The 18,441-nt window shown below is 37.9% G+C and carries 22 protein-coding genes and 1 tRNA gene; 15 read left to right on the forward strand and 8 right to left on the reverse strand.

Annotated features, from left to right (window positions below):
* Window positions 1–9 precede the first annotated feature (9 nt).
* From modB to CVS95_RS07035, 5 genes are read right to left on the reverse strand one after another with little or no spacing between them, the layout of a single operon-like run.
* The gene (gene modB / locus CVS95_RS07015) at window positions 10–687 is read right to left on the reverse strand and encodes a molybdate ABC transporter permease subunit (protein ID WP_084109623.1); all 678 of its coding nucleotides are present in this window, start codon (window positions 685–687) and stop codon (window positions 10–12) included.
* A complete protein-coding gene (locus tag CVS95_RS07020; RefSeq protein WP_107696072.1) occupies window positions 684–1,541 on the reverse strand; it encodes a sulfate/molybdate ABC transporter ATP-binding protein in 858 nt (285 codons plus the stop codon). The genes modB and CVS95_RS07020 overlap by 4 nt, the downstream gene beginning before the upstream one ends.
* A complete protein-coding gene (locus tag CVS95_RS07025; RefSeq protein ID WP_107696073.1) occupies window positions 1,538–1,933 on the reverse strand; it encodes a TOBE domain-containing protein in 396 nt (131 codons plus the stop codon). The genes CVS95_RS07020 and CVS95_RS07025 overlap by 4 nt, the downstream gene beginning before the upstream one ends.
* Window positions 1,930–2,685 carry a molybdate ABC transporter substrate-binding protein gene (gene modA / locus CVS95_RS07030; RefSeq protein ID WP_107696074.1) on the reverse strand — a complete coding sequence of 252 codons (756 nt, stop codon included), beginning with the start codon at window positions 2,683–2,685 and terminating at the stop codon, window positions 1,930–1,932. Before modA (CVS95_RS07030) ends, CVS95_RS07025 begins: the two co-directional genes overlap by 4 nt.
* Window positions 2,686–3,468, reverse strand: coding sequence for a TOBE domain-containing protein (locus CVS95_RS07035; RefSeq protein WP_107696075.1), 783 nt, complete (start codon window positions 3,466–3,468; stop codon window positions 2,686–2,688).
* A gap of 165 nt (window positions 3,469–3,633) precedes the next feature.
* On the opposite strand from CVS95_RS07035, the gene CVS95_RS07040 reads away from it, so the two are divergent.
* The 3 genes from CVS95_RS07040 to CVS95_RS07050 are packed head-to-tail and all read left to right on the forward strand — an operon-like array spanning window position 3,634 to window position 7,387.
* On the forward strand, window positions 3,634–4,344 hold the full coding sequence (locus tag CVS95_RS07040) for a VacJ family lipoprotein (protein ID WP_107696076.1): 711 nt from the start codon (window positions 3,634–3,636) through the stop codon (window positions 4,342–4,344).
* A 2-nt stretch (window positions 4,345–4,346) separates the two neighbouring features.
* Complete coding sequence (locus tag CVS95_RS07045) at window positions 4,347–4,949, forward strand: ABC transporter substrate-binding protein (RefSeq protein WP_107696077.1); 603 nt, start codon at window positions 4,347–4,349, stop codon at window positions 4,947–4,949.
* Window positions 4,949–7,387 carry an efflux RND transporter permease subunit gene (locus CVS95_RS07050; protein ID WP_107696078.1) on the forward strand — a complete coding sequence of 813 codons (2,439 nt, stop codon included), beginning with the start codon at window positions 4,949–4,951 and terminating at the stop codon, window positions 7,385–7,387. Before CVS95_RS07045 ends, CVS95_RS07050 begins: the two co-directional genes overlap by 1 nt.
* A 14-nt stretch (window positions 7,388–7,401) precedes the next feature.
* On the opposite strand, the gene CVS95_RS07055 is transcribed toward CVS95_RS07050, so the two are convergent.
* Entirely contained in the window at window positions 7,402–7,977 is a 576-nt protein-coding gene (locus CVS95_RS07055) for a BON domain-containing protein (RefSeq protein WP_087580773.1), read from the reverse strand.
* A gap of 75 nt (window positions 7,978–8,052) precedes the next feature.
* On the opposite strand from CVS95_RS07055, the gene CVS95_RS09595 reads away from it, so the two are divergent.
* Window positions 8,053–8,150 (forward strand) — tRNA-Sec (locus CVS95_RS09595).
* A 6-nt stretch (window positions 8,151–8,156) separates the two neighbouring features.
* On the opposite strand, the gene CVS95_RS07060 is transcribed toward CVS95_RS09595, so the two are convergent.
* Both CVS95_RS07060 and modA (CVS95_RS07065) read right to left on the reverse strand, forming a co-directional pair.
* Window positions 8,157–8,816, reverse strand: a complete 660-nt coding sequence (locus CVS95_RS07060) for a molybdate ABC transporter permease subunit (RefSeq protein WP_107696079.1) — start codon at window positions 8,814–8,816, stop codon at window positions 8,157–8,159.
* A gap of 8 nt (window positions 8,817–8,824) precedes the next feature.
* Complete coding sequence (modA, locus tag CVS95_RS07065; RefSeq protein WP_107696080.1) at window positions 8,825–9,523, reverse strand: molybdate ABC transporter substrate-binding protein; 699 nt, start codon at window positions 9,521–9,523, stop codon at window positions 8,825–8,827.
* A gap of 124 nt (window positions 9,524–9,647) precedes the next feature.
* On the opposite strand from modA (CVS95_RS07065), the gene CVS95_RS07070 reads away from it, so the two are divergent.
* From CVS95_RS07070 to CVS95_RS07120, 11 genes are all read left to right on the forward strand, one after another.
* On the forward strand, window positions 9,648–10,736 hold the full coding sequence (locus CVS95_RS07070; protein ID WP_107696081.1) for a nicotinate phosphoribosyltransferase: 1,089 nt from the start codon (window positions 9,648–9,650) through the stop codon (window positions 10,734–10,736).
* An 8-nt stretch (window positions 10,737–10,744) separates the two neighbouring features.
* A complete protein-coding gene (locus tag CVS95_RS07075) occupies window positions 10,745–11,242 on the forward strand; it encodes a chemotaxis protein (RefSeq protein WP_107696082.1) in 498 nt (165 codons plus the stop codon).
* Window positions 11,243–11,354: 112 nt separating this feature from the next.
* Window positions 11,355–12,170 carry an MqnA/MqnD/SBP family protein gene (locus CVS95_RS07080; RefSeq protein WP_234400045.1) on the forward strand — a complete coding sequence of 272 codons (816 nt, stop codon included), beginning with the start codon at window positions 11,355–11,357 and terminating at the stop codon, window positions 12,168–12,170.
* Window positions 12,167–12,436, forward strand: coding sequence for a flagellar biosynthesis protein FliQ (fliQ, locus tag CVS95_RS07085; RefSeq protein WP_223154231.1), 270 nt, complete (start codon window positions 12,167–12,169; stop codon window positions 12,434–12,436). Before CVS95_RS07080 ends, fliQ begins: the two co-directional genes overlap by 4 nt.
* The gene (locus CVS95_RS07090; RefSeq protein WP_107696084.1) at window positions 12,433–13,230 is read left to right on the forward strand and encodes a UDP-N-acetylmuramate dehydrogenase; all 798 of its coding nucleotides are present in this window, start codon (window positions 12,433–12,435) and stop codon (window positions 13,228–13,230) included. Before fliQ ends, CVS95_RS07090 begins: the two co-directional genes overlap by 4 nt.
* An 8-nt stretch (window positions 13,231–13,238) precedes the next feature.
* A complete protein-coding gene (locus CVS95_RS07095; protein ID WP_107696085.1) occupies window positions 13,239–13,727 on the forward strand; it encodes an addiction module antitoxin in 489 nt (162 codons plus the stop codon).
* A gap of 62 nt (window positions 13,728–13,789) precedes the next feature.
* Window positions 13,790–14,887, forward strand: coding sequence for a recombinase RecA (gene recA, locus CVS95_RS07100; RefSeq protein ID WP_107696086.1), 1,098 nt, complete (start codon window positions 13,790–13,792; stop codon window positions 14,885–14,887).
* Complete coding sequence (gene eno / locus CVS95_RS07105; RefSeq protein WP_107696087.1) at window positions 14,887–16,137, forward strand: phosphopyruvate hydratase; 1,251 nt, start codon at window positions 14,887–14,889, stop codon at window positions 16,135–16,137. Before recA ends, eno begins: the two co-directional genes overlap by 1 nt.
* Window positions 16,138–16,241: 104 nt before the next feature.
* Window positions 16,242–16,424, forward strand: a complete 183-nt coding sequence (locus CVS95_RS09915) for a hypothetical protein (protein WP_180378667.1) — start codon at window positions 16,242–16,244, stop codon at window positions 16,422–16,424.
* A gap of 5 nt (window positions 16,425–16,429) precedes the next feature.
* On the forward strand, window positions 16,430–17,290 hold the full coding sequence (locus tag CVS95_RS07115; RefSeq protein WP_107696088.1) for an AMIN domain-containing protein: 861 nt from the start codon (window positions 16,430–16,432) through the stop codon (window positions 17,288–17,290).
* 76 nt (window positions 17,291–17,366) lie between these two features.
* On the forward strand, window positions 17,367–18,428 hold the full coding sequence (locus CVS95_RS07120) for a tyrosine-type recombinase/integrase (RefSeq protein ID WP_087577899.1): 1,062 nt from the start codon (window positions 17,367–17,369) through the stop codon (window positions 18,426–18,428).
* Window positions 18,429–18,441: the final 13 nt, after the last annotated feature.

Here is an 18,441-nt window from a genome sequence, read left to right on the forward strand (position 1 = left end):
AGCTTTGTCTTAAGCTTTTTTAGAATTTAAAAGATAAACTACAAAAAGGACAAAAAAGCTAATTATTAGCATCAAAAGTGCATAGATATGAGCCTTGGTGTAATCAAGCATTTCAACCGCTTCAAATATCGCAATGCTCGCAACCTTACTCTCTCCAGCTACGCTACCACCTATCATTAAAACAACACCAAACTCGCCCATGGTGTGCGCAAAACTAACGACAGTAGCTGTTAATAAATTTGATCTGATGCTTGGCAAAATCACCCTAAAAATAGTCGTGAGCTTATTTTTACCAAGGCTATAACTTGCTTCAAAAAGGCTCTTTTTTAGGCTATTTAGCCCAGCATAAATCGGCCCAAACATAAATGGCAATGAATAGATGCAACTTGCCACAACAAGACCTGTGAAGTTAAAAACAAGCCTAACTCCAAAAATTTCCTCGATAAATTTACCAAAGGCAGAATAAGGCGAAAGAAAAATGAGTAGATAAAAGCCAAGAACACTTGGTGGCAAGACCAAGGGCAGTGAGATTACCGACTCTAAAAACGACTTGCCAAAAAATTTCTTTTGAGACATAAAATAGGCAAGTGCAATGCAGACAAAAAATAAAATAAAAGTTGTTATGAAAGATAATTTTAGTGATAGCCAAAATGGCTCGTAATCGATACTTTTTAACTCGTCTATCATGCTTTTTCCAAATTTACGCTAAATGCTTTTGTGCTAACTACCACCATATCGCCTGCTTTTAGATTCATCGCCTCGCTACTACTTAGCACCACTTCACAAATTTGGCGATTTATTAATACATTTGCTACGAAGATCGCATCACGTTTTTTTATCTCTAAAATTTTAGCGTTAAAGGCAAATTTCTGCGATCCTGCACTCTTTAAAAATATCTCACTTGCGCTACCTGATCTTGAAATTTTTCCATTTTCAAGGACAAAGACTTTATTGCAAAGCTTATAAATTTCAGCGATATCATGGCTTACTAAAATAATGCTCATCTTAAACTCATCATGAAGTGCTAGTAAATAGTCTTGAAGTTTCTCACGCATGGCATTATCAAGCGCACTTAACGGCTCATCAAGTAGTAAAATTTCAGGCTTTCTCATAACCGCGCGAGCTAAAGCAACACGTTGCTTTTGACCGCCAGAAAGAGTGCTAATTTTTGCATTTTTTAGACTTGTTAGGCCACAAATATCAAGAAGCTTGTTCGCCAGATTTAGATCATTTTTTGCAAAGAGTAAATTTTTAAAGACATTCATATTTTCAAAAAGTGCGTAGTCTTGAAATAAAAAGCCGATATTTCGCTTTTGTGGAGCCAAATTTGTCTTTTCATCAAAGAAAACTTTATCCCCAACTCTTATGAAGCCACTTTGTGGTGCTTCAAAACCAGCGATCAAGCGTAAAATAGTAGTCTTTCCGCCACCGCTTGCTCCGTAAAGTGCGACAAAATCGCCATTTTTAAAGCTAAGGTCTGCCTCAAGCATAAATTTGCCGTCGCCACCATTTAGCTCTTTTTTGCAAAAAATTTCTATCATTTTTGAGTACTTATATGAATACTAGTAGATTTTATATAGGCAAAGACTTCATCGTTTTCACCTACGTTCATGGTTTTTAATGCGTGATTTGAGATAATAGCTTCGAAGTAAATTTCGCCACACTTTAAGCTAATAACACTTAAAATTTCACCAAAATTTATAGCTTCAATCACGCACTTTAGCTCGTTTTCAAGCGAGCTAGTGTCAAGTTTATTTTTTGCCAAGACGACATCCGAGCTTTTAAAACCTAAGCCAATCTCATCATTTAAGGCAAATTTACTAGCCTCGTTTAAGACTAGCATAAATAAATTTGCCTCTAAATTTAGACCCTTTAGCTCAAATAAGCTGACATCATCTTTGGCTAAAATCCTAACGATCTTTGCTTTTATCATTTAGCAGGAACGTTATAGCCAAATTTCTTAAAAATTTCTCTTGATTTATCACCCAAGATAAACTCATAAAATGCCTTCGCATCAGCATTATTTTCAGCACGTTTTAAGAGTACGATGCCTTGATCGATCGGAGTGTATAGCTCTTGTGGAACAAGGATGTAATTAACGCCCTCTTTGTATTTTGACATTTTCTCATCAAAAAGTGCGCTAGCAGCGATAAAACCTACATCAGAAGCACTTAATGCTTGAGATAGAGTTTCAGAAATTTTTTGAGCATAAACGATATTTTTTTCTACTTCGTCATAAAGTTTTGCGTTTTTAAGAGCTTCTATACTAGCTTTGCCGTATGGTGCAGTTTGTGGATTTGCGATAGAGATCGCTTTTAAGCCACGAACAACTTCGATACCTTTTTTGAAATCAACATCTCTAATAGAAAAAATAGCAACAGCACCTTGTGCATAAATTTTTGGAGCAGCTACTGCAAACCCTGTGTCATAGGCTTTTTGCGCAAAGCCCATATCAGCAGCCATGAATATATCAGCTGGAGCCGAGTTTTGTATCTGCGTAACAAGACCACCGCTTGCACCAAGAGTTAGGTTAATCTTAGCATCTGGATGAAGCTTATTAAACTCTTTTATAAGCTCTGGAAATGCGTATGTTGTATTTGCGGCAGCATAGACATTTACTTCAGCACCAAATGCGTTTATGGCAAGCAAAGCTGCCATACATAAAAGTTTAAAAACTTTTCTCATTTAAACTCCTATAATGATTTGAGATGATTTTACTATTGCTAAAAGTGTATCGCCAACACCTATTTTCATCTGGATAGCACTATCTTTTGTGATGATGGCAGTTAAAGTCTGCTCATCGCTTAGTTTTAAAGTAATTTCAGCATTTACAGCACCTATCTTTGCTTCGATCACTTCGCCTTTTAATTGATTTTTTGTGCTTATTTTTATATCTAGATCCCTAGCCAAAATAACAGCTGGAGCTTTAAAAATATAAATAACTTTTTGTCCAACTTTTAGTCCTAAATTTTTCTCACTCTCGACTGTAATGTTTGACTCAAGCGTACAGCCATTGCTTAGTTTTGCAACTATTTGAGAATTTACTGCACCGCGGTTTATGCCAGTGATTTCACATGAGAGTTGATTTCTGGCACTTAAGTTCATGTTCATTCTTTGAAGGTTGATGATATCAACATCCTCAACATCTACTTTTTGACAAATTTTTTGTAAAAAATCCTTTTGGGTCTCAAGGATTGTGTCATAAATTTTTATCAGTTTATTGGCATACTCGCTTAGCTCGGAGCCACTATTTTTTTTATTTCCATCAGCTCTAATAATAAGCGGCTTGCTACTTTTGTTATTTATCGTATCAAGGCAGTCCCAAGCATTTTTATATGATATGCCAACCAATTCTGCTGCTTTTGTGATACTTTTTGTCTCTTTTATGGCCTTTAATAATGTAATATGTTTAGCTAAAACCTGTGTATCTTCGCCTAAAAATAGTTCTAAATTTATATCTGCTTTCAAAATTTTTACCTTTACTATATTGGAAAATAATTTGTGAAGTATATCTAATTATATTAATCCTTAAGCTTAAAGATTTAAGCCAATTTATAAATTTCTCTTAATTTCTTGTAAAGTTTTTAAAAGATAAAATCGAGCTACATTTTATAAATAAAAATAAGGCTTAGTATGAAATTTTTGCTTTCTATCTTTTTTAGTTTGCTTTTAGCCTGTGCTAATACAGACATAAATGCAAATAGCGAAAGCGATGAATTTGATGTTGAATTTGAAGCAAGAAAAGATGTTTTTGACCCGCTTAGTGGTTACAATAGAATGATGACACATGCAAATGACTTTATCTATGTAAATATGCTAACTCCGGTGGCAAAAGGCTATGCCTATGTTGTGCCAAAAACAGCTAGAACAATGGTTTCAAATTTCTTTGATAATCTGCTTTTCCCAGTTCGCTTTGTAAACAACTTACTTCAGTTTAAATTTCAAAATGCTGGTGAAGAGACATTAAGATTTTTAGCAAATACGATAATAGGTTTTGGCGGACTAACAGACGGAGCAAAATACTACAATCTCAAAGCTCACGATGAAGATTTCGGACAAACGCTTGGATATTGGGGGCTTGGCGGTGGTTTTCATATCGTTTGGCCACTTATTGGACCATCAAATTTAAGAGATACTGGTGGCATGGTCGGAGATTATTTTGCTGATCCTATTAGCTACGTTGATCCTATACTTTTATCCACTGGTATCAAGTCATATAGAGCGTTTAATAGCTTTTCGCAAGATCCAACTGCTTATGAAAAACTAAGAAAAGATGCTATTGATCTTTATCCATTTTTACGCGATGCTTACGAGCAAAGACGCGACAAGCTTATCAAGGAGTAAATATGAAAATTTTAAAAATTCTAACTATGATTTTACTTTTTACAACTAGCCTTTTTGCTATTTCGAAAGAGCAGATCAAGCCTGAAGTAGAGATGAAAACAACAAAGGTTATTGAAATTTTAAAAGATACAAATTTAGACAATAATACAAAGACAAAAGAAATTTTTGCTCTTCTTGATCCATTTTTTGACTATAAACAAATGGCAAAGATAAGCCTTGGCAAACGTTACAACAGCCTAAGCAGCGATGAGCAAGCCAAATTTGACGCAGCATTTGAGCAAAAACTAAAAAGCTCATACATAGATAAACTTTTAGGGTATAAAGATCAAGAGATACATATAACTGGCGAGAGTGAACCACAAAAAAATAGGTACTGGCTAACATCTGAGCTTGTAAATGACGGAAAGAGCTACGAATTTGTCTATAAATTTTATGACGCAAAAGAGCATGGCTGGCTCATTTATGACCTTGATATCGTTGGTGTAAGCATCATTCAAACTTATAGAAGTCAGTTTGGAGATGTGCTAAATAACGCTGATTTTAATACCCTTTTACAAAAGCTAAACGAAGCTGTTTTGCCTGATCAAAATAAAACAAACCCTTAATGCGACAAATTTTTAAATTTATCATTGCTAAAAACAAGCTTATTATTGCTCTGATTTTAGCTTTAAGCGTAGTTTTTGGCTATCTTAGCACCAAGCTTAGCGTCGATGCATCAGCTGAAACGCTACTGCTTGAGCATGATCCTGACTTAAAAGCTTATAGAGAGATAGCCAAACGCTACGACTCACCCGGATTTTTAGTGGTCGCTTTTACCCCAAAAGACGATCTTTTTTCACCTAAAAATTTAGAACTTATCAAAAATTTAGGCGATGAACTAGCTAAAAACGATATGGTAAATAGCGTCATCTCTATAATAAATATTCCGCTTTTAAATAGTGTAAAAGGCGGGATTACTGGCATCTTAGATCATACTCCAACGCTGCAAGATAAAGATATAAATATTTCAAAAGCAAAGCTCGAGTTTGCCAAAAGTCCGATTTACAGCGGAAATTTGATAAGCAAAGATCTAAAAACCACAGCAATTGCTCTAAATTTAAAACAAGATGAGAAATTTAATGAGCTTGTAAATGAAAGAAATTTACTTAGCCAAAAAGAGTCAAACGGCACTATCACACAAGCCGAGCGACTTAAGCTAGAGGCTCTTGCCTATGAGTTTAAAGCCTACCGAGATGAGCTTAGAAAGAGCGATCACGAAAACCTTGAGGCTATAAAAGCAACCATAGCTAAATTTAACGCAAATGACGAGCTATTCTTAGGCGGTGCAAATATGATCGCCGATGATATGATAGGCTTTATAAAAAGCGATCTTTTGGTCTATGGATTAAGCGTACTTGCTCTTCTTAGCTTTAGTTTATGGCTATTTTTCAGGCAGGTTAGATGGATTGTTTTGCCGATGTTTATATGTGCCGTAAGTGCCATTTTTACGACCGGAATTTTTGGTATATTTGACTGGGAAGTGACGGTCATTAGCTCAAACTACATCGCACTTCAGCTCATCATTACTATTTCAACTGTGATTCATCTTGTCGTTAGCTACCGAGAATTTTACGCAAAGCATCCAAAATATAGCCAAAATCAGCTAATTTATCTAACGCTTCGTGATAAATTCTCTCCATCTTTTTGGGCGATATTTACCACGGTTATTGGCTTTAGCTCGCTTATGAGCGCTGACATAAAGCCAGTTATCATGCTTGGCATTATGATGAGCACTGGCATTAGCGTTTCGCTTGTACTTGCGTTTTTGCTATTTGGCGCGATAAATGTAAATTTAGAAAAATTAGCTCCCATTAGAACCTTTGAAAATAGCTTTAAATTTACAAAATACTGCGCAAATTTAGCTCTAAACTCAAGAAAGATTATCTACGTAGTTTGCGCTCTAGTTGTCTGTTTTGGCATTTATGGTATCAGCAAGATAAAGGTTGAAAATAGCTTCATTGGCTACTTTAAAGAAAGTACAGAAATTCGCCAAGGAATGCAAGTTATTGATACCAAGCTTGGCGGCACGATACCAGTTGATGTGATAGTGAAATTTAAAGAGCAAAAACAAGATAAAAATACCGAGCAAGATGAGTTTGAAAATGAGTTTGAAAACAATGCCAAGGATGCAAAATACTGGTTTAATAGCTATCACACAAGGGTTGCTGAGAAAATTCACGACTATTTAAAAGAACAAAAATTTGTCGGACATGTAAGCTCGCTAGCAACCCTTATAAAAGCCATAAAAGAGCTAAATAACGGTGCGAGTGATGATTTTTTATTAGCTGCGATGTATGAGAAATTGCCACAAAACTATAAAAATATCTTATTAAGTCCTTATGTAAGCGTTGAAGATGACGAGCTTAGATTTAGTATAAGGATCGTTGATAGCGACTCCGAGCTTAGACGAAATTTATTTCTAAAGGAGCTTAGAGAAGGGCTGGCACAGCTTACTAAAAATGACAATGTAAGCATAGAAGTGGCCGGCATGATGGTGCTTTATAATAATATGCTTCAAAATTTACTTAGCTCACAAGTTGATACTTTTGGACTAACTGTCGCTATACTTTTTGTCATATTTTGCTTTATTTTTAGAAGCGTAAAGCTAGCAACTATTGCGATAGTTTCAAATTTAATCCCGCTTTGCACACTCTTTGGTGTGATGGGATTTTTTGGCATTCCGCTTGATGTGATGAGTATCACGATCGCAGCCATTAGCATTGGTATTGGCGTTGATGATATCATTCACTACATACACCGCTTTAAAGAAGAAATGCTTACAAAAAGTGTTTTTGAGAGCATTAAAGTCGCGCACGCAAGCATCGGATATGCGATGTATTACACATCCTTCACTATTTTTCTTGGTTTTAGCGTGATGATAACTAGCAATTTTATCCCAACTATCTATTTTGGCTTACTAACCGATCTTGTTATGGTATTTATGCTTCTTGGCGCGCTAATCATCTTACCAAGCCTAATAGCAAGTTTTGTAAAAAAAGAGTGATATTTAAGCTAAATTTATTTGATAACTTTAATAAATGAGTAGACATCGGCCACGCCGTCAATGTGCTTAGCGTACCAAATAGCATGTTTTTCTTGTTCAATACTATCAACTACACCGCTAAATACGACATCGCAGCCAACGATACTAACTCGCACATTTGTGCCCTCAACTATACTATCTTTAAAAAGATTTTGCTTTAAGTTTGCAAGAATTTTTAGACTATCGCATGGATATTCTGGCTTTTTGATACGAAGATAGGTATAAATTTTTCGCACGCCATCTGTACTTTTGGCTAGTTCTACTAGCTTATCTTCAAGCTCTTTACTATCAACAAGTCCGATCAGATAAGCATCTCCATAAAAAACCTCTATCTCGATATCAATATTACTAAGACCTTTTGAAAATAAAATTTTGCTTTGTAGTTTGCTTTGGATAAATTTGTCACGAGTGATCGAGTAAATACCCCTTTTATCACGTGAAATAGAGTACGCATCATATACATTTAGCGGCGCAGTTGCTGGAGAAAGAACCGAGGAACAAGAGCAAAAAAATAGAGCCAAAAATGCAAAAACGCTAAATTTTAAAATCAGAAATCCTTTTGTAATTTCAAAAAGTTTATAGAAAATGGGCTAAAATTTATCTAAATCTGCTAGAATAACGCACACGGAGGATAAAGTAATCTGGTGATGCTCACGGGCTTCAAACCCGATGACTGGGCGGTTGACCGTCTGGTGGGGAGTTCGATTCTCTCATCCTCTCGCCACTCACTTTAAATTTTACTTTTATCAAGCAAATTTATAATCCCAAACAAAATAAAGCTTAATACAACCAAAACAAGGCTTAAAACCAGTGCCTCATCGCTTTTACCATCGTATACGGCATTATAAATGGCAAGCGAGATAGTATCGGTCTTTCCTATTATATTTCCACCAAGTATAAGTATTATGCCAACCTCGCCAAGCCCACGCGAGATCGCTAGAATAAAAGCCGCTGCTACGCTTTTTGCAACACATGGGAAGAGCACAAAAATAGCTGTTTGAAATTTATCTTTTCCAAGGCTATATGCTGCTTCACTTAGGCTTTTTGAAAGTGAGCCAAGAGCAGAAGCGACAGGCTTTACAAATAGCGGCAGCGAAGCTATAAAAGCAGCTAACACAAGAGCCTTAAAACTAAAAATAATTTCTAAATTTAAAGCCTTGCCGACGATACCATTTTTGCCAAGCAGATAAAGCAGTAAAAATCCAGTAGCAATGGGCGGAAAGATGAGTGGAAAAGTTACGATCATCTCTAAAATAGCTTTAAATTTAGCCTTTCCAAAAGCTAAATAATAGGCTAAAGCCAGCCCAAAAATGATAAGTAAAGCCCCTTGGCACAAAACGACCTTTATGCTTAAAAATAGCGGATCAAAAAGCCAAGAGAGCTCTTGCAAATTTCGCCTTATCTTATGCCAAATTTAGTGTAAATTTCTTTTGATCTCTCGCTTTTTAGCTCATTTAAAAATTTCTCACAATCAGCCTTTTTGTCGCATTCTTCAAGCTTTGCAGCTACGATGTTTGCTGGAGCGTAAAGCGATTTGTCTATCAAGATAAAACTACCAAATTCGTCTTTGTGTGCATTTAGTTCAGTTTGGTTGATGAATCCAGCATCAACTTCGCCGTTTAATATATAAGTAACGACTTGTGGTACGCCTGCAACTGCTAAAATTTTATCCTTTAGCTCGCTGCTTAAATTTGCTTTTTGCATAAATTCATTCGCTCTTTTGCCATAAACTGTCTTTACAGCATCTGGCATAGCGATCTTAGAAAGAGCTTTTAGCTCATCAACTTTTTCTATTTTCACACCTTTTTTAGTAGCTAGTACCAAAGCACCTGAGCCTAAATTTACGTATTCAGCGATCTTTAGATCAGACTTTTTCAAAAAGTCTTCATCGCCCACGATCACGTCAGTTTTGCCCTCTTTTGCCTGAGCCATGATAGCTGTGATATTTGCAAAAGAAGTGTCGATATTTACGCCATCTTTTTTGAGATTTTGCGCGACTGCTTCGACTATCTTTTTATATCCGCCACCCGCACTTACTAGCAAATTTTCATTGCCAAATGCAAAAATTGCAACCATTAAAAGTAAGAACTTTTTCATATTTTTCCTTTAAAAGTAAAATTTCAAGATTTTATAAAATATACTCTTATACATTCTTAAAATATATTTTTATAATTTTCACTTTTCTACCAAAATGCTATAATCACGATAAAAAAGGACAGACATGAACGAACTTGAGCTAAAGATACAAGGCAAGATAGATAGGCTAACAGACAAGACCTTTAAGCTAGATCCAAGGATCGGCGAGGGCTACTTCACCGCAAAATATTTTCTAAAAGTAAATGAGATAATTAAGCAAAATTTGCCAGATCAGCACGTGACGATGCAGTTTTTCCAAAGACGTGATGATATCGTGCTTTGTGGCATTGACGAAGTTTTAGCCATCATCAATAAATTTGCCAAAGACCCAAGCGAGCTTGAAATTTATGCGCTTAATGATGGCGATATCATAAACGTAAACGAGCCAGTTTTAAAGATAAGCGGCAAGTATGAAAATTTTGGTTTTTTAGAAAATGTGATCGACGCGACGCTTACTAGAAGAAGCTGCGTGGCGACAAACTCAAGAGATGTGATAAGAGCGGCAAATGGCAAGGACGTTTTCAGCATGGCAGACAGGCAAGATGACATCTGCACGCAACCAGGTGACGGCTATGCTTCATTTATCGGCGGCATCAAAAAGGTCGCCACAGACGCTCAGGGCGAGCTTACTGGGCTAAAAGGTGGTGGCACCATGCCTCATGCGCTTATTCAAATGTGCGGCGGGGATATAGTAAAAGCCTCAGAAATTTATGCTAAGACCTTTGAAAATGAGAAGATCACGGCCTTAGTGGACTATAATAACGACGTGATCACAGATGCATTAAAGGCTGCAAATGCCCTAAAAGAGAGGCTTGGCGCGGTTAGGGTTGATACTAGTAAAAATTTGATAGATAAATATTTTGAGGACAAAGATACGAGCAAATTTGACCCACATGGCGTTTGCAAGGAGCTTATATTTGCTCTAAGAGAGGCGCTTGATAAAGCTGGCTTTAAATACGTTAAAATCGTAGTTAGCTCAGGTTTTAGCCCTAAAATTATAAAAGAATTTGAAGCTTATAACACGCCGGTTGATACTTATGGCGTTGGAAGTTATCTTGTTAAAAATGATATTTGTGGCTTTACTGGCGATCTAGTCGAGCTAAACGGCAAAGATGAGGCTAAATTTGGCAGGAAAAATTTCGCTTCAGATAAGCTAAAGAGAGTGAAATTTTAAGAGAAAAGATGAAATTTATAAAAATTTTAATATTTCTGTCACTTTTGCTGACTACTTGCACTGCCGCAAACTACGCTAATGCCTTTGAAAAGATTGGCATCCTTGAAGACGGAGTTTATCGCTTTAGCAAAAATGGACTTGGCGTCAAAAAAGACCTGCTTGTAAAGGTGATCTCGGTTCAAAACGCGGACAGCACACGCAAAAAGATCATCTCCATGCTAAATATCCCTAAAAATTCTAAAATTACGGACTTTAAAACAAGCGATGCAGGCGTAATAGTGTGGCCATTTTACGAGATTGAGGGCAAATTTATAACGACAATAATCGTTGAAAATATAAAAAAAGAAGATAGCGATCAAAAATTGATTAAGATGCTTGAACTTAAGCATCCATTTTACTCAACGCTCCAAGCTCGAAGAAAAGGGGCTAAAGACGCCATAGACGTGAAATACGTGCTAAATTTCAAAGAGGCAAAGCTGGTAAAATCGTTTCAAAACCGCCCTTAAAACTTTATTTTAAATAAATTTCATTAAAATGGCGTAACCAAAAAAAGGATCATCTTTGCATAATCTAAAAACTATAAACGTCGCTCACTCGCCGGACGCTGACGATATTTTCATGTATGCTGCGGTCAAATTTGGCTGGGTTAGCAGTAAAAATTTAGCCTTTACATCAAAGGCGCTTGATATCGAAACGCTAAACGAAGAGGCATTAAAAGGCACTTACGAGGCAACGGCGATCAGCTTTGCGCTCTATCCTAAAATTTGCGATGAATTTGCACTTTTACGCTGTGCGGTGAGCTTTGGCAACGGATATGGCCCAAAGCTTATCAAGCTAAAAGATAAACAGCTAAAGCGAAATTTCAAAGTCGCACTATCTGGTAAAAACACGACAAACGCCCTGCTCTTTCGCATAGCCTACCCAGAGGCAAGGATTGTTTATAAAAATTTCTTAGAGATCGAAAATGCCGTGCTTAGCGGCGAAGTCGATGCTGGCGTGCTTATACATGAAAGCATCTTAAATTTCTCCGATGAGCTCTGCGTAGAGCGCGAAATTTGGGACATCTGGAGCGAGCTAAACGGCGAAAATTTACCGCTTCCACTTGGCGGTATGGCGCTTAGACGAAGTCTGCCGATAACCGACGCGATCGAGTGCGAGAGAGTGCTTAGCGAGGCCGTTAGGATCGCCACTTCGCACAAGCCATTTTTATCTCACATGCTAATGGAGCGAAACCTCATCAGAGTTGGCAAAGAGGATCTTAAAGCGTATCTAAATTTATACGCAAATGACGAGTCAATAAGCATGAACGAAACGCAGCTAAAAGCGCTAAATAAGCTCTATCAAATAGGCTATGACAAAGGCTTTTTCGAAAAGCCAATCGACGTAAACGACTATTTAATTCCAACTGAATACAACGAAGTAAGGTTTAGCTGATGCAAAGTACGCTTGTCTCGCTTGGAGTTGAAACCTTTAAGATCGCCCTTTATATCAGCCTTCCGATGCTGCTAAGCGGACTAATAGCAGGTCTTATCATCTCCATCTTTCAAGCGACCACACAGATAAACGAAACTACGCTAAGCTTCGTGCCAAAAATTTTGCTAGTTGTCGTTGTCATCATATTTTTGATGCCTTGGATGATCTCGATGATGGTTGAATTTACCACTCGCATGCTTGATTTTATACCGGAATTTATCCAGTGACGAGGCTTGTTGATTTTTCTAAATTTACCTCAGTTAAGATAGGCGGCGTGCATGAAATTTTCGAGGTTGATAGTCTTGATGATCTAAATTCGCCTCACTTTTTAGGCGCTGTGATGATAGGCGGAGGTAACAACCTACTCATCTCGCCAAATCCCCCAAAAATGGCGATGCTTGGCAAGAGTTTTGACTATATAAATTTAGAACGCTTAGGCGATAAAATTTATCTTGAGATAGGTGCTGCGACAAAATCTGCCAAAATTTATAACTTCTCAAAACAAAACAACATCGCTCACCTTGAGTTTTTAAAAAATATCCCAGGCACGCTTGGCGGACTTATAAAAATGAACGCTGGACTGCTTAAATTTAGCATAAGCGACAATCTCACGCATGTACGTCTGGCTCGTGGCTGGGTGAGCAAAGAGGAGATAAGCTTTAGCTACCGCCACAGCGGCATAGATGAGGCTATTTTGGGAGCTAAATTTAAACTTCAAAGTGGCTTTGACGCAAGCATATCTGAAGCTATAAGTGCCAAGAGGGCAAATCAACCAAAAGGGGCTAGCTTTGGCAGCTGCTTTGTAAATCCAGAGGGGCACTTTGCAGGGGCGCTACTTGAGGCGGTTGGGCTAAAAGGATACGCTATCGGCGGAGCGAAATTTAGCGAGGAGCACGCAAATTTTTTGATAAATTTTAACCACGCAAGCTTTAAGGATGCCACTAGCCTTATAAATTTGGCAAAGGCTAGAGTTTTAGAGAAATTTGGCGTAGAGCTTAAGACCGAAGTTTGCATTTTATAAGGATGATGATGAGTGAGTTTTTGAGCGAAGTTTTTACCCTTTCACTTTTGTTTATAATTATTGGCTTTTATGCCATTTATAGGGCCAAAAAGGCACAAAGCGAGCATGAGAAAAATGTGGCCAGTTATGATAAAAACTTGCTAAATTTTGCCAAAATTTTAGGCGTAAAAGATCACATAGACCTAGTTAAATTTGATGAAATTTTGGCTGAGGCCTTAAAAGAAAAATTAATTTTTAAATTTAATAAATCTACCTCGCACGAGGAATTTCTCTCTTTTATAAAAGATGAAAATTTCAAAAATAAGCCCCAAATTTCACAAAATTATATTGATGAAGCTTTTTTAAACCTTTGCGCAAGCTCGCTTGTAGAGCCACTTAAGCTAGCGATACTAAAAAACGAAAATCAAATTTATGGATTTTTGTTTGAAAAAGAGCAGCTTTTTGCTCTTATTGATAGCGCTGCACTGCTTGGCGAAAATATTATAATTTGCGAGTAAATCAAGTAAAATTCATCTCTTTTTAGATAAAATCAAGCCAAATTTCAACTATAAGGTAAAAAATGGCAAAAGAAAAAGATAGTGACAAAAAGATAGCTATCCCGGAGAGCGAAGCGGACAAGAAAAAGGCGCTCGAGCTTGCGCTAAAGCAGATCGACAAAGCTTTTGGCAAAGGCACGCTTTTAAGGCTTGGCGACAAAGAGGTTGAGGCTATCGAGTCGATACCGACTGGCTCGCTAGGGCTTGATCTGGCTCTTGGCATAGGCGGCGTTCCAAAAGGCAGGATCATCGAGATCTACGGACCAGAGAGCTCTGGTAAGACCACGCTCACACTTCACATCATCGCTGAAGCGCAAAAAGCTGGCGGAATTTGTGCGTTTGTCGATGCAGAGCACGCATTAGATGTAAAATACGCTTCAAATTTAGGCGTAAATACCGACAACCTTTACGTCTCTCAGCCAGACTTTGGCGAGCAGGCACTTGAGATCGTTGAAACACTTGCTAGAAGCGGCGCGATCGATCTTATCGTAGTTGATAGTGTTGCTGCACTTACTCCAAAGAGCGAGATAGATGGCGACATGGGCGATCAGCACGTTGGCCTTCAAGCAAGACTTATGAGTCAGGCGCTTAGAAAGCTAACTGGAATTTTAAGCAAGATGAAGACAACTGTTATCTTCATTAACCAAATTCGTATGAAGATCGGCATGATGGGATATGGCACGCCAGAGACCACAACTGGCGGTAATGCGCTTAAATTTTACTCATCTGTAAGGATCGATGTCAGAAAGATAGCCACACTTAAACAAAACGACGAGCCTATCGGCAACCGCACAAAAGCAAAAGTGGTTAAAAATAAGGTTGCGCCTCCATTTAAAGTGGCTGAATTTGACATCATGTTTGGCGAGGGTGTGAGTAAAGAGGGCGAGATCATCGACTATGGTGTAAAACTCGACATCATCGACAAATCAGGCGCGTGGTTTAGCTACAAGGCCGAAAAACTAGGTCAAGGCAGAGAAAACGCCAAAGCCTACTTAAAAGAGCATCCAGAAATTTCTGACGAGATAGTAGCGGCGATCAAAGGCTCAATGGGCATAGACCACCTAATAAGCAGCGGCGCAAAAGACGAAGAAGACGACACAAACGAAGCAGGAGATGAATAATGGTATTTATTGAAGATGTAGAAGCTCACGAGGTTTTAGACAGCAGAGGCAACCCAACAGTTCGTGCGACAGTTAGACTAAGCGACGACACCGAGGCAAGTGCGATCGTACCAAGCGGCGCAAGCACTGGCAAGCGTGAGGCGCTCGAGCTTCGTGACAAAGACGAGAGATATGCTGGCAAAGGCGTTTTAAAGGCTGTTTCAAACGTAAATGAAAAGATCGCTGAGGCGATAATAGGCCTTGATGCTTACAACCAAAAAGCAGTCGATGCGGAGATGCTTGAGCTTGATGGCACGCACAACTACTCAAATTTGGGTGCAAACGCAGTCCTTGGCGTATCTATGGCGGTAGCTCGCGCAGCTGCAAAGAGCCTAAATATCCCGCTTTATCGCTACCTTGGCGGTGCAAACGCTAGCATCTTGCCAGTGCCGATGTTTAACATCATAAACGGTGGCGCGCACGCAAACAATAGCGTTGATTTTCAAGAATTTATGATCATGCCATTTGGCTTTAGCACATTTAGTGAGGCACTAAGAGCTGCAACTGAAATTTATCACAAACTAAAATCTATCCTAAACGCAGCTGGACACAGCACGGCTGTCGGCGACGAGGGTGGCTTTGCTCCAAATTTAAAAGATAACGAAGAGCCATTAAAGCTCATCTGCTTAGCTGTCAAAGAGGCTGGATATGAGCTAGGCAGCCAAATCAAACTTGCCCTTGACGTCGCTTCAAGTGAGCTTTACAAAGACGGCAAATACGAGCTTGAGGGTAAGAAATTTAGCAGCGACGAGCTCATTAGCTACTACGAAAAACTTTGTGAAAAATATCCGATATTTTCTATCGAAGATGGCCTTAGCGAGGATGACTGGAGCGGTTGGGCTGAGCTTACAAAAAGGCTTGGCAGCAAAGTGCAGCTAGTTGGCGACGATCTTTTTGTCACAAATGAGAAAATTTTGCGCGAAGGTATCGAGAAAAACATCGCAAATGCGATCCTAATTAAGCCAAATCAAATAGGCTCAGTCACACAAACTATGCAAACTGTTCGCCTTGCTCAAAGAAATGGATATCGCTGCATAATGAGTCATAGAAGCGGCGAGAGCGAAGATGCGTTCATCGCTGACTTTGCAGTCGCACTAAATACTGGCGAGATAAAGACAGGTGCTACTTCAAGAAGCGAGCGCAACGCAAAATACAACCGTTTGCTCGAGATCGAACTTGAGGCTGGAGAGTTTTTGGGGGATAATATTTGAGCGAAATTTTAGACGAATATGGCAACACTGATGGCATATTTCATAAAATTTTAAAATACATTAGACCGACATTACGCTACGTCATAGCCACCATTTGTGTGGCTATGTTTGCTTTTTATGTAGGCAATATGATGTTTGGCAAACGCTCGCTTGATGTTATGCTAAGCCTTCAAAGTAAAAAAGAGAGGCTTAGCGAAGACGTGGAAATTTTAAAAAAAATGAACGCGCGTCTGCAAAAAGATTATTTTGAATTACAAGGCCTTGAGCCAGACTTTAATAAAAAGTAGGAATGATGAAAAAATTTTGGTTAGTTTTATCTATATTTGCAATAAGCGTCTTTGCTAGAGAGAACCCATTTATGCCTATTAGCGAGCTAAATACAAGCGTTATGACAACAAATATCATAGAAAAATTTGATAGATTTGATTCTCTTTCGTTTAAATTTCCAAGTGATGCGGCACTTTTACTAGATGTCACCATAAAATATAGAGCAAATGACGGCACCATAAAGGAAAAAAGACTAGCTGATATAAATAAAACTATCGATTACAGCGATGAATTTGCTTTAAATAAAGTGAAAAATCCAGAACCAGTTGTGGCAAAAAAGCTAGATGTTTCGGTCACAATGGCAAATATGCCTAGCCAAAAAGTAAGCACTCCTGTGATAATAGAAAAAAATGAAACTAAAATTTCAAATAAAGATAGAAATAAAACTTCAGATATGCCAACTCCAAATGTTGTAGTGATCGATCTTAGCACAGATAAAGCAAAAGAAACTACCATAAAGCCTGAACAAAAGGTGGTCGAAATAAAGATTGAGCCTAGTACAAAACCAGTTGATAGTGTCAAAAATAAAAAGGATGTTAAATTTTTAGGTTTTATAAGCTTTCTAGCCAACGACAAAGAGCTAAAAATCGCTACAAAAGCTAAAAATTTAAAGCATTTTGCTTATGAGAAAAATAAGATCGTTCTTGACTTTGCAAAGCCGCCAAGAAGCTTTAAAACTAAGAGCTTAAAACTTGAAAATGAATATTTTAAAAATGTGATCATAGGCTGGCATGATAGATATTTCAGAGTGGTTTTAGAACTTGATAAGATGCATAAATATAAGCTTGAAGCCGCTGAAAATGGATATTTGCTTAAGCTTTTATAGTTGAATTTTAAAAAGAGTAGATTTTATAAAATTTCAAATATAATACTTTTCAAAATAAAAATTTAAGGTTATTGGTTTGAAATACCCGCTTGATTGTAAAGATAATTTTGAAAACTCATTTATATTTTGGCTCACTCGCTACGTCAAATTTAAACTTAGCTCACTTTCGAATAAAGAGCTTCGAGATCCAAAAGCACTTGCAAGTGTGAATTACGCTCTAAGCCGTGAGGTAAAGAACATTGATCAGCTTGATGGTTTGGTAAAAAGTGCGAGAAATGCAGGGCTTACTGGTATAAATACCTACTTTAATCCACTTAAAAAAATATATGAAACGATGAAATTTTACGAGCTTAGTAGCCTAAAGCAGATTGATGAAGAGCTGTTAAGCGAAATATTGGCTAGCACGACTGGCGGGCTAAGCGATGCTAGCAAGAAAAATTACCGCATCTCAGTGATAAATTTCTTTGCATTTTTAGACAAACAAAACGAAGAGGATGGCAAGGCCCATGTTTTTGATATAAATTTAAAAAACTGGGGCGGAGTGAGTGGCAACAAAGGGCAAAAGCTGCCTGAGTTTATGGGTGAAGATGAGGTCAAAAAATTTCTTGATGCGATCGAAGAAAGTGACTTTAAGCAAAACTCAAATCGCAATAAGCTCATAATAAAAACGATAATTTTTACTGGCATTCGTGTAAGTGAGGCGCTAAACTTAAAACGAAAAGATATCACTGAAGATGGCGATCTTTTTATCATTAGGATCCGAGGCAAAGGTAACAAATACCGCATCGTTATGATAAAACGTCACCTAATAGAAGCTCATCTAAACGCCATAGCTATAAACTACATCAATAAAGAAGGTTATCTTTTTATAAACAAAAAAGGCACCAGGCTGACGCAAGCCTACGTAAGTCGCATAGTGGAGCAGATCCTTTTTAAGGCTGGTATTAGAAAAGAGAAAAATGGTGCTCACATGCTGCGCCACACCTTTGCAACGATGCTTTACAAAAAGCAAAAGGACCTTGTTTTGGTGCAAGAAGCTCTAGGGCATGCAAGCTTAAATACCTCAAGAATTTACACCCACTTTGATAGCGACAAGCTAAAACTTGCTGCAAAAGTAGCTGAGGATCTAGCAAACTAGAGCGCTTAAAGCC

The organism is Campylobacter concisus (assembly GCF_003048905.1).
In the GTDB taxonomy this organism is placed as follows: Bacteria; Campylobacterota; Campylobacteria; order Campylobacterales; family Campylobacteraceae; genus Campylobacter_A; species Campylobacter_A concisus_V.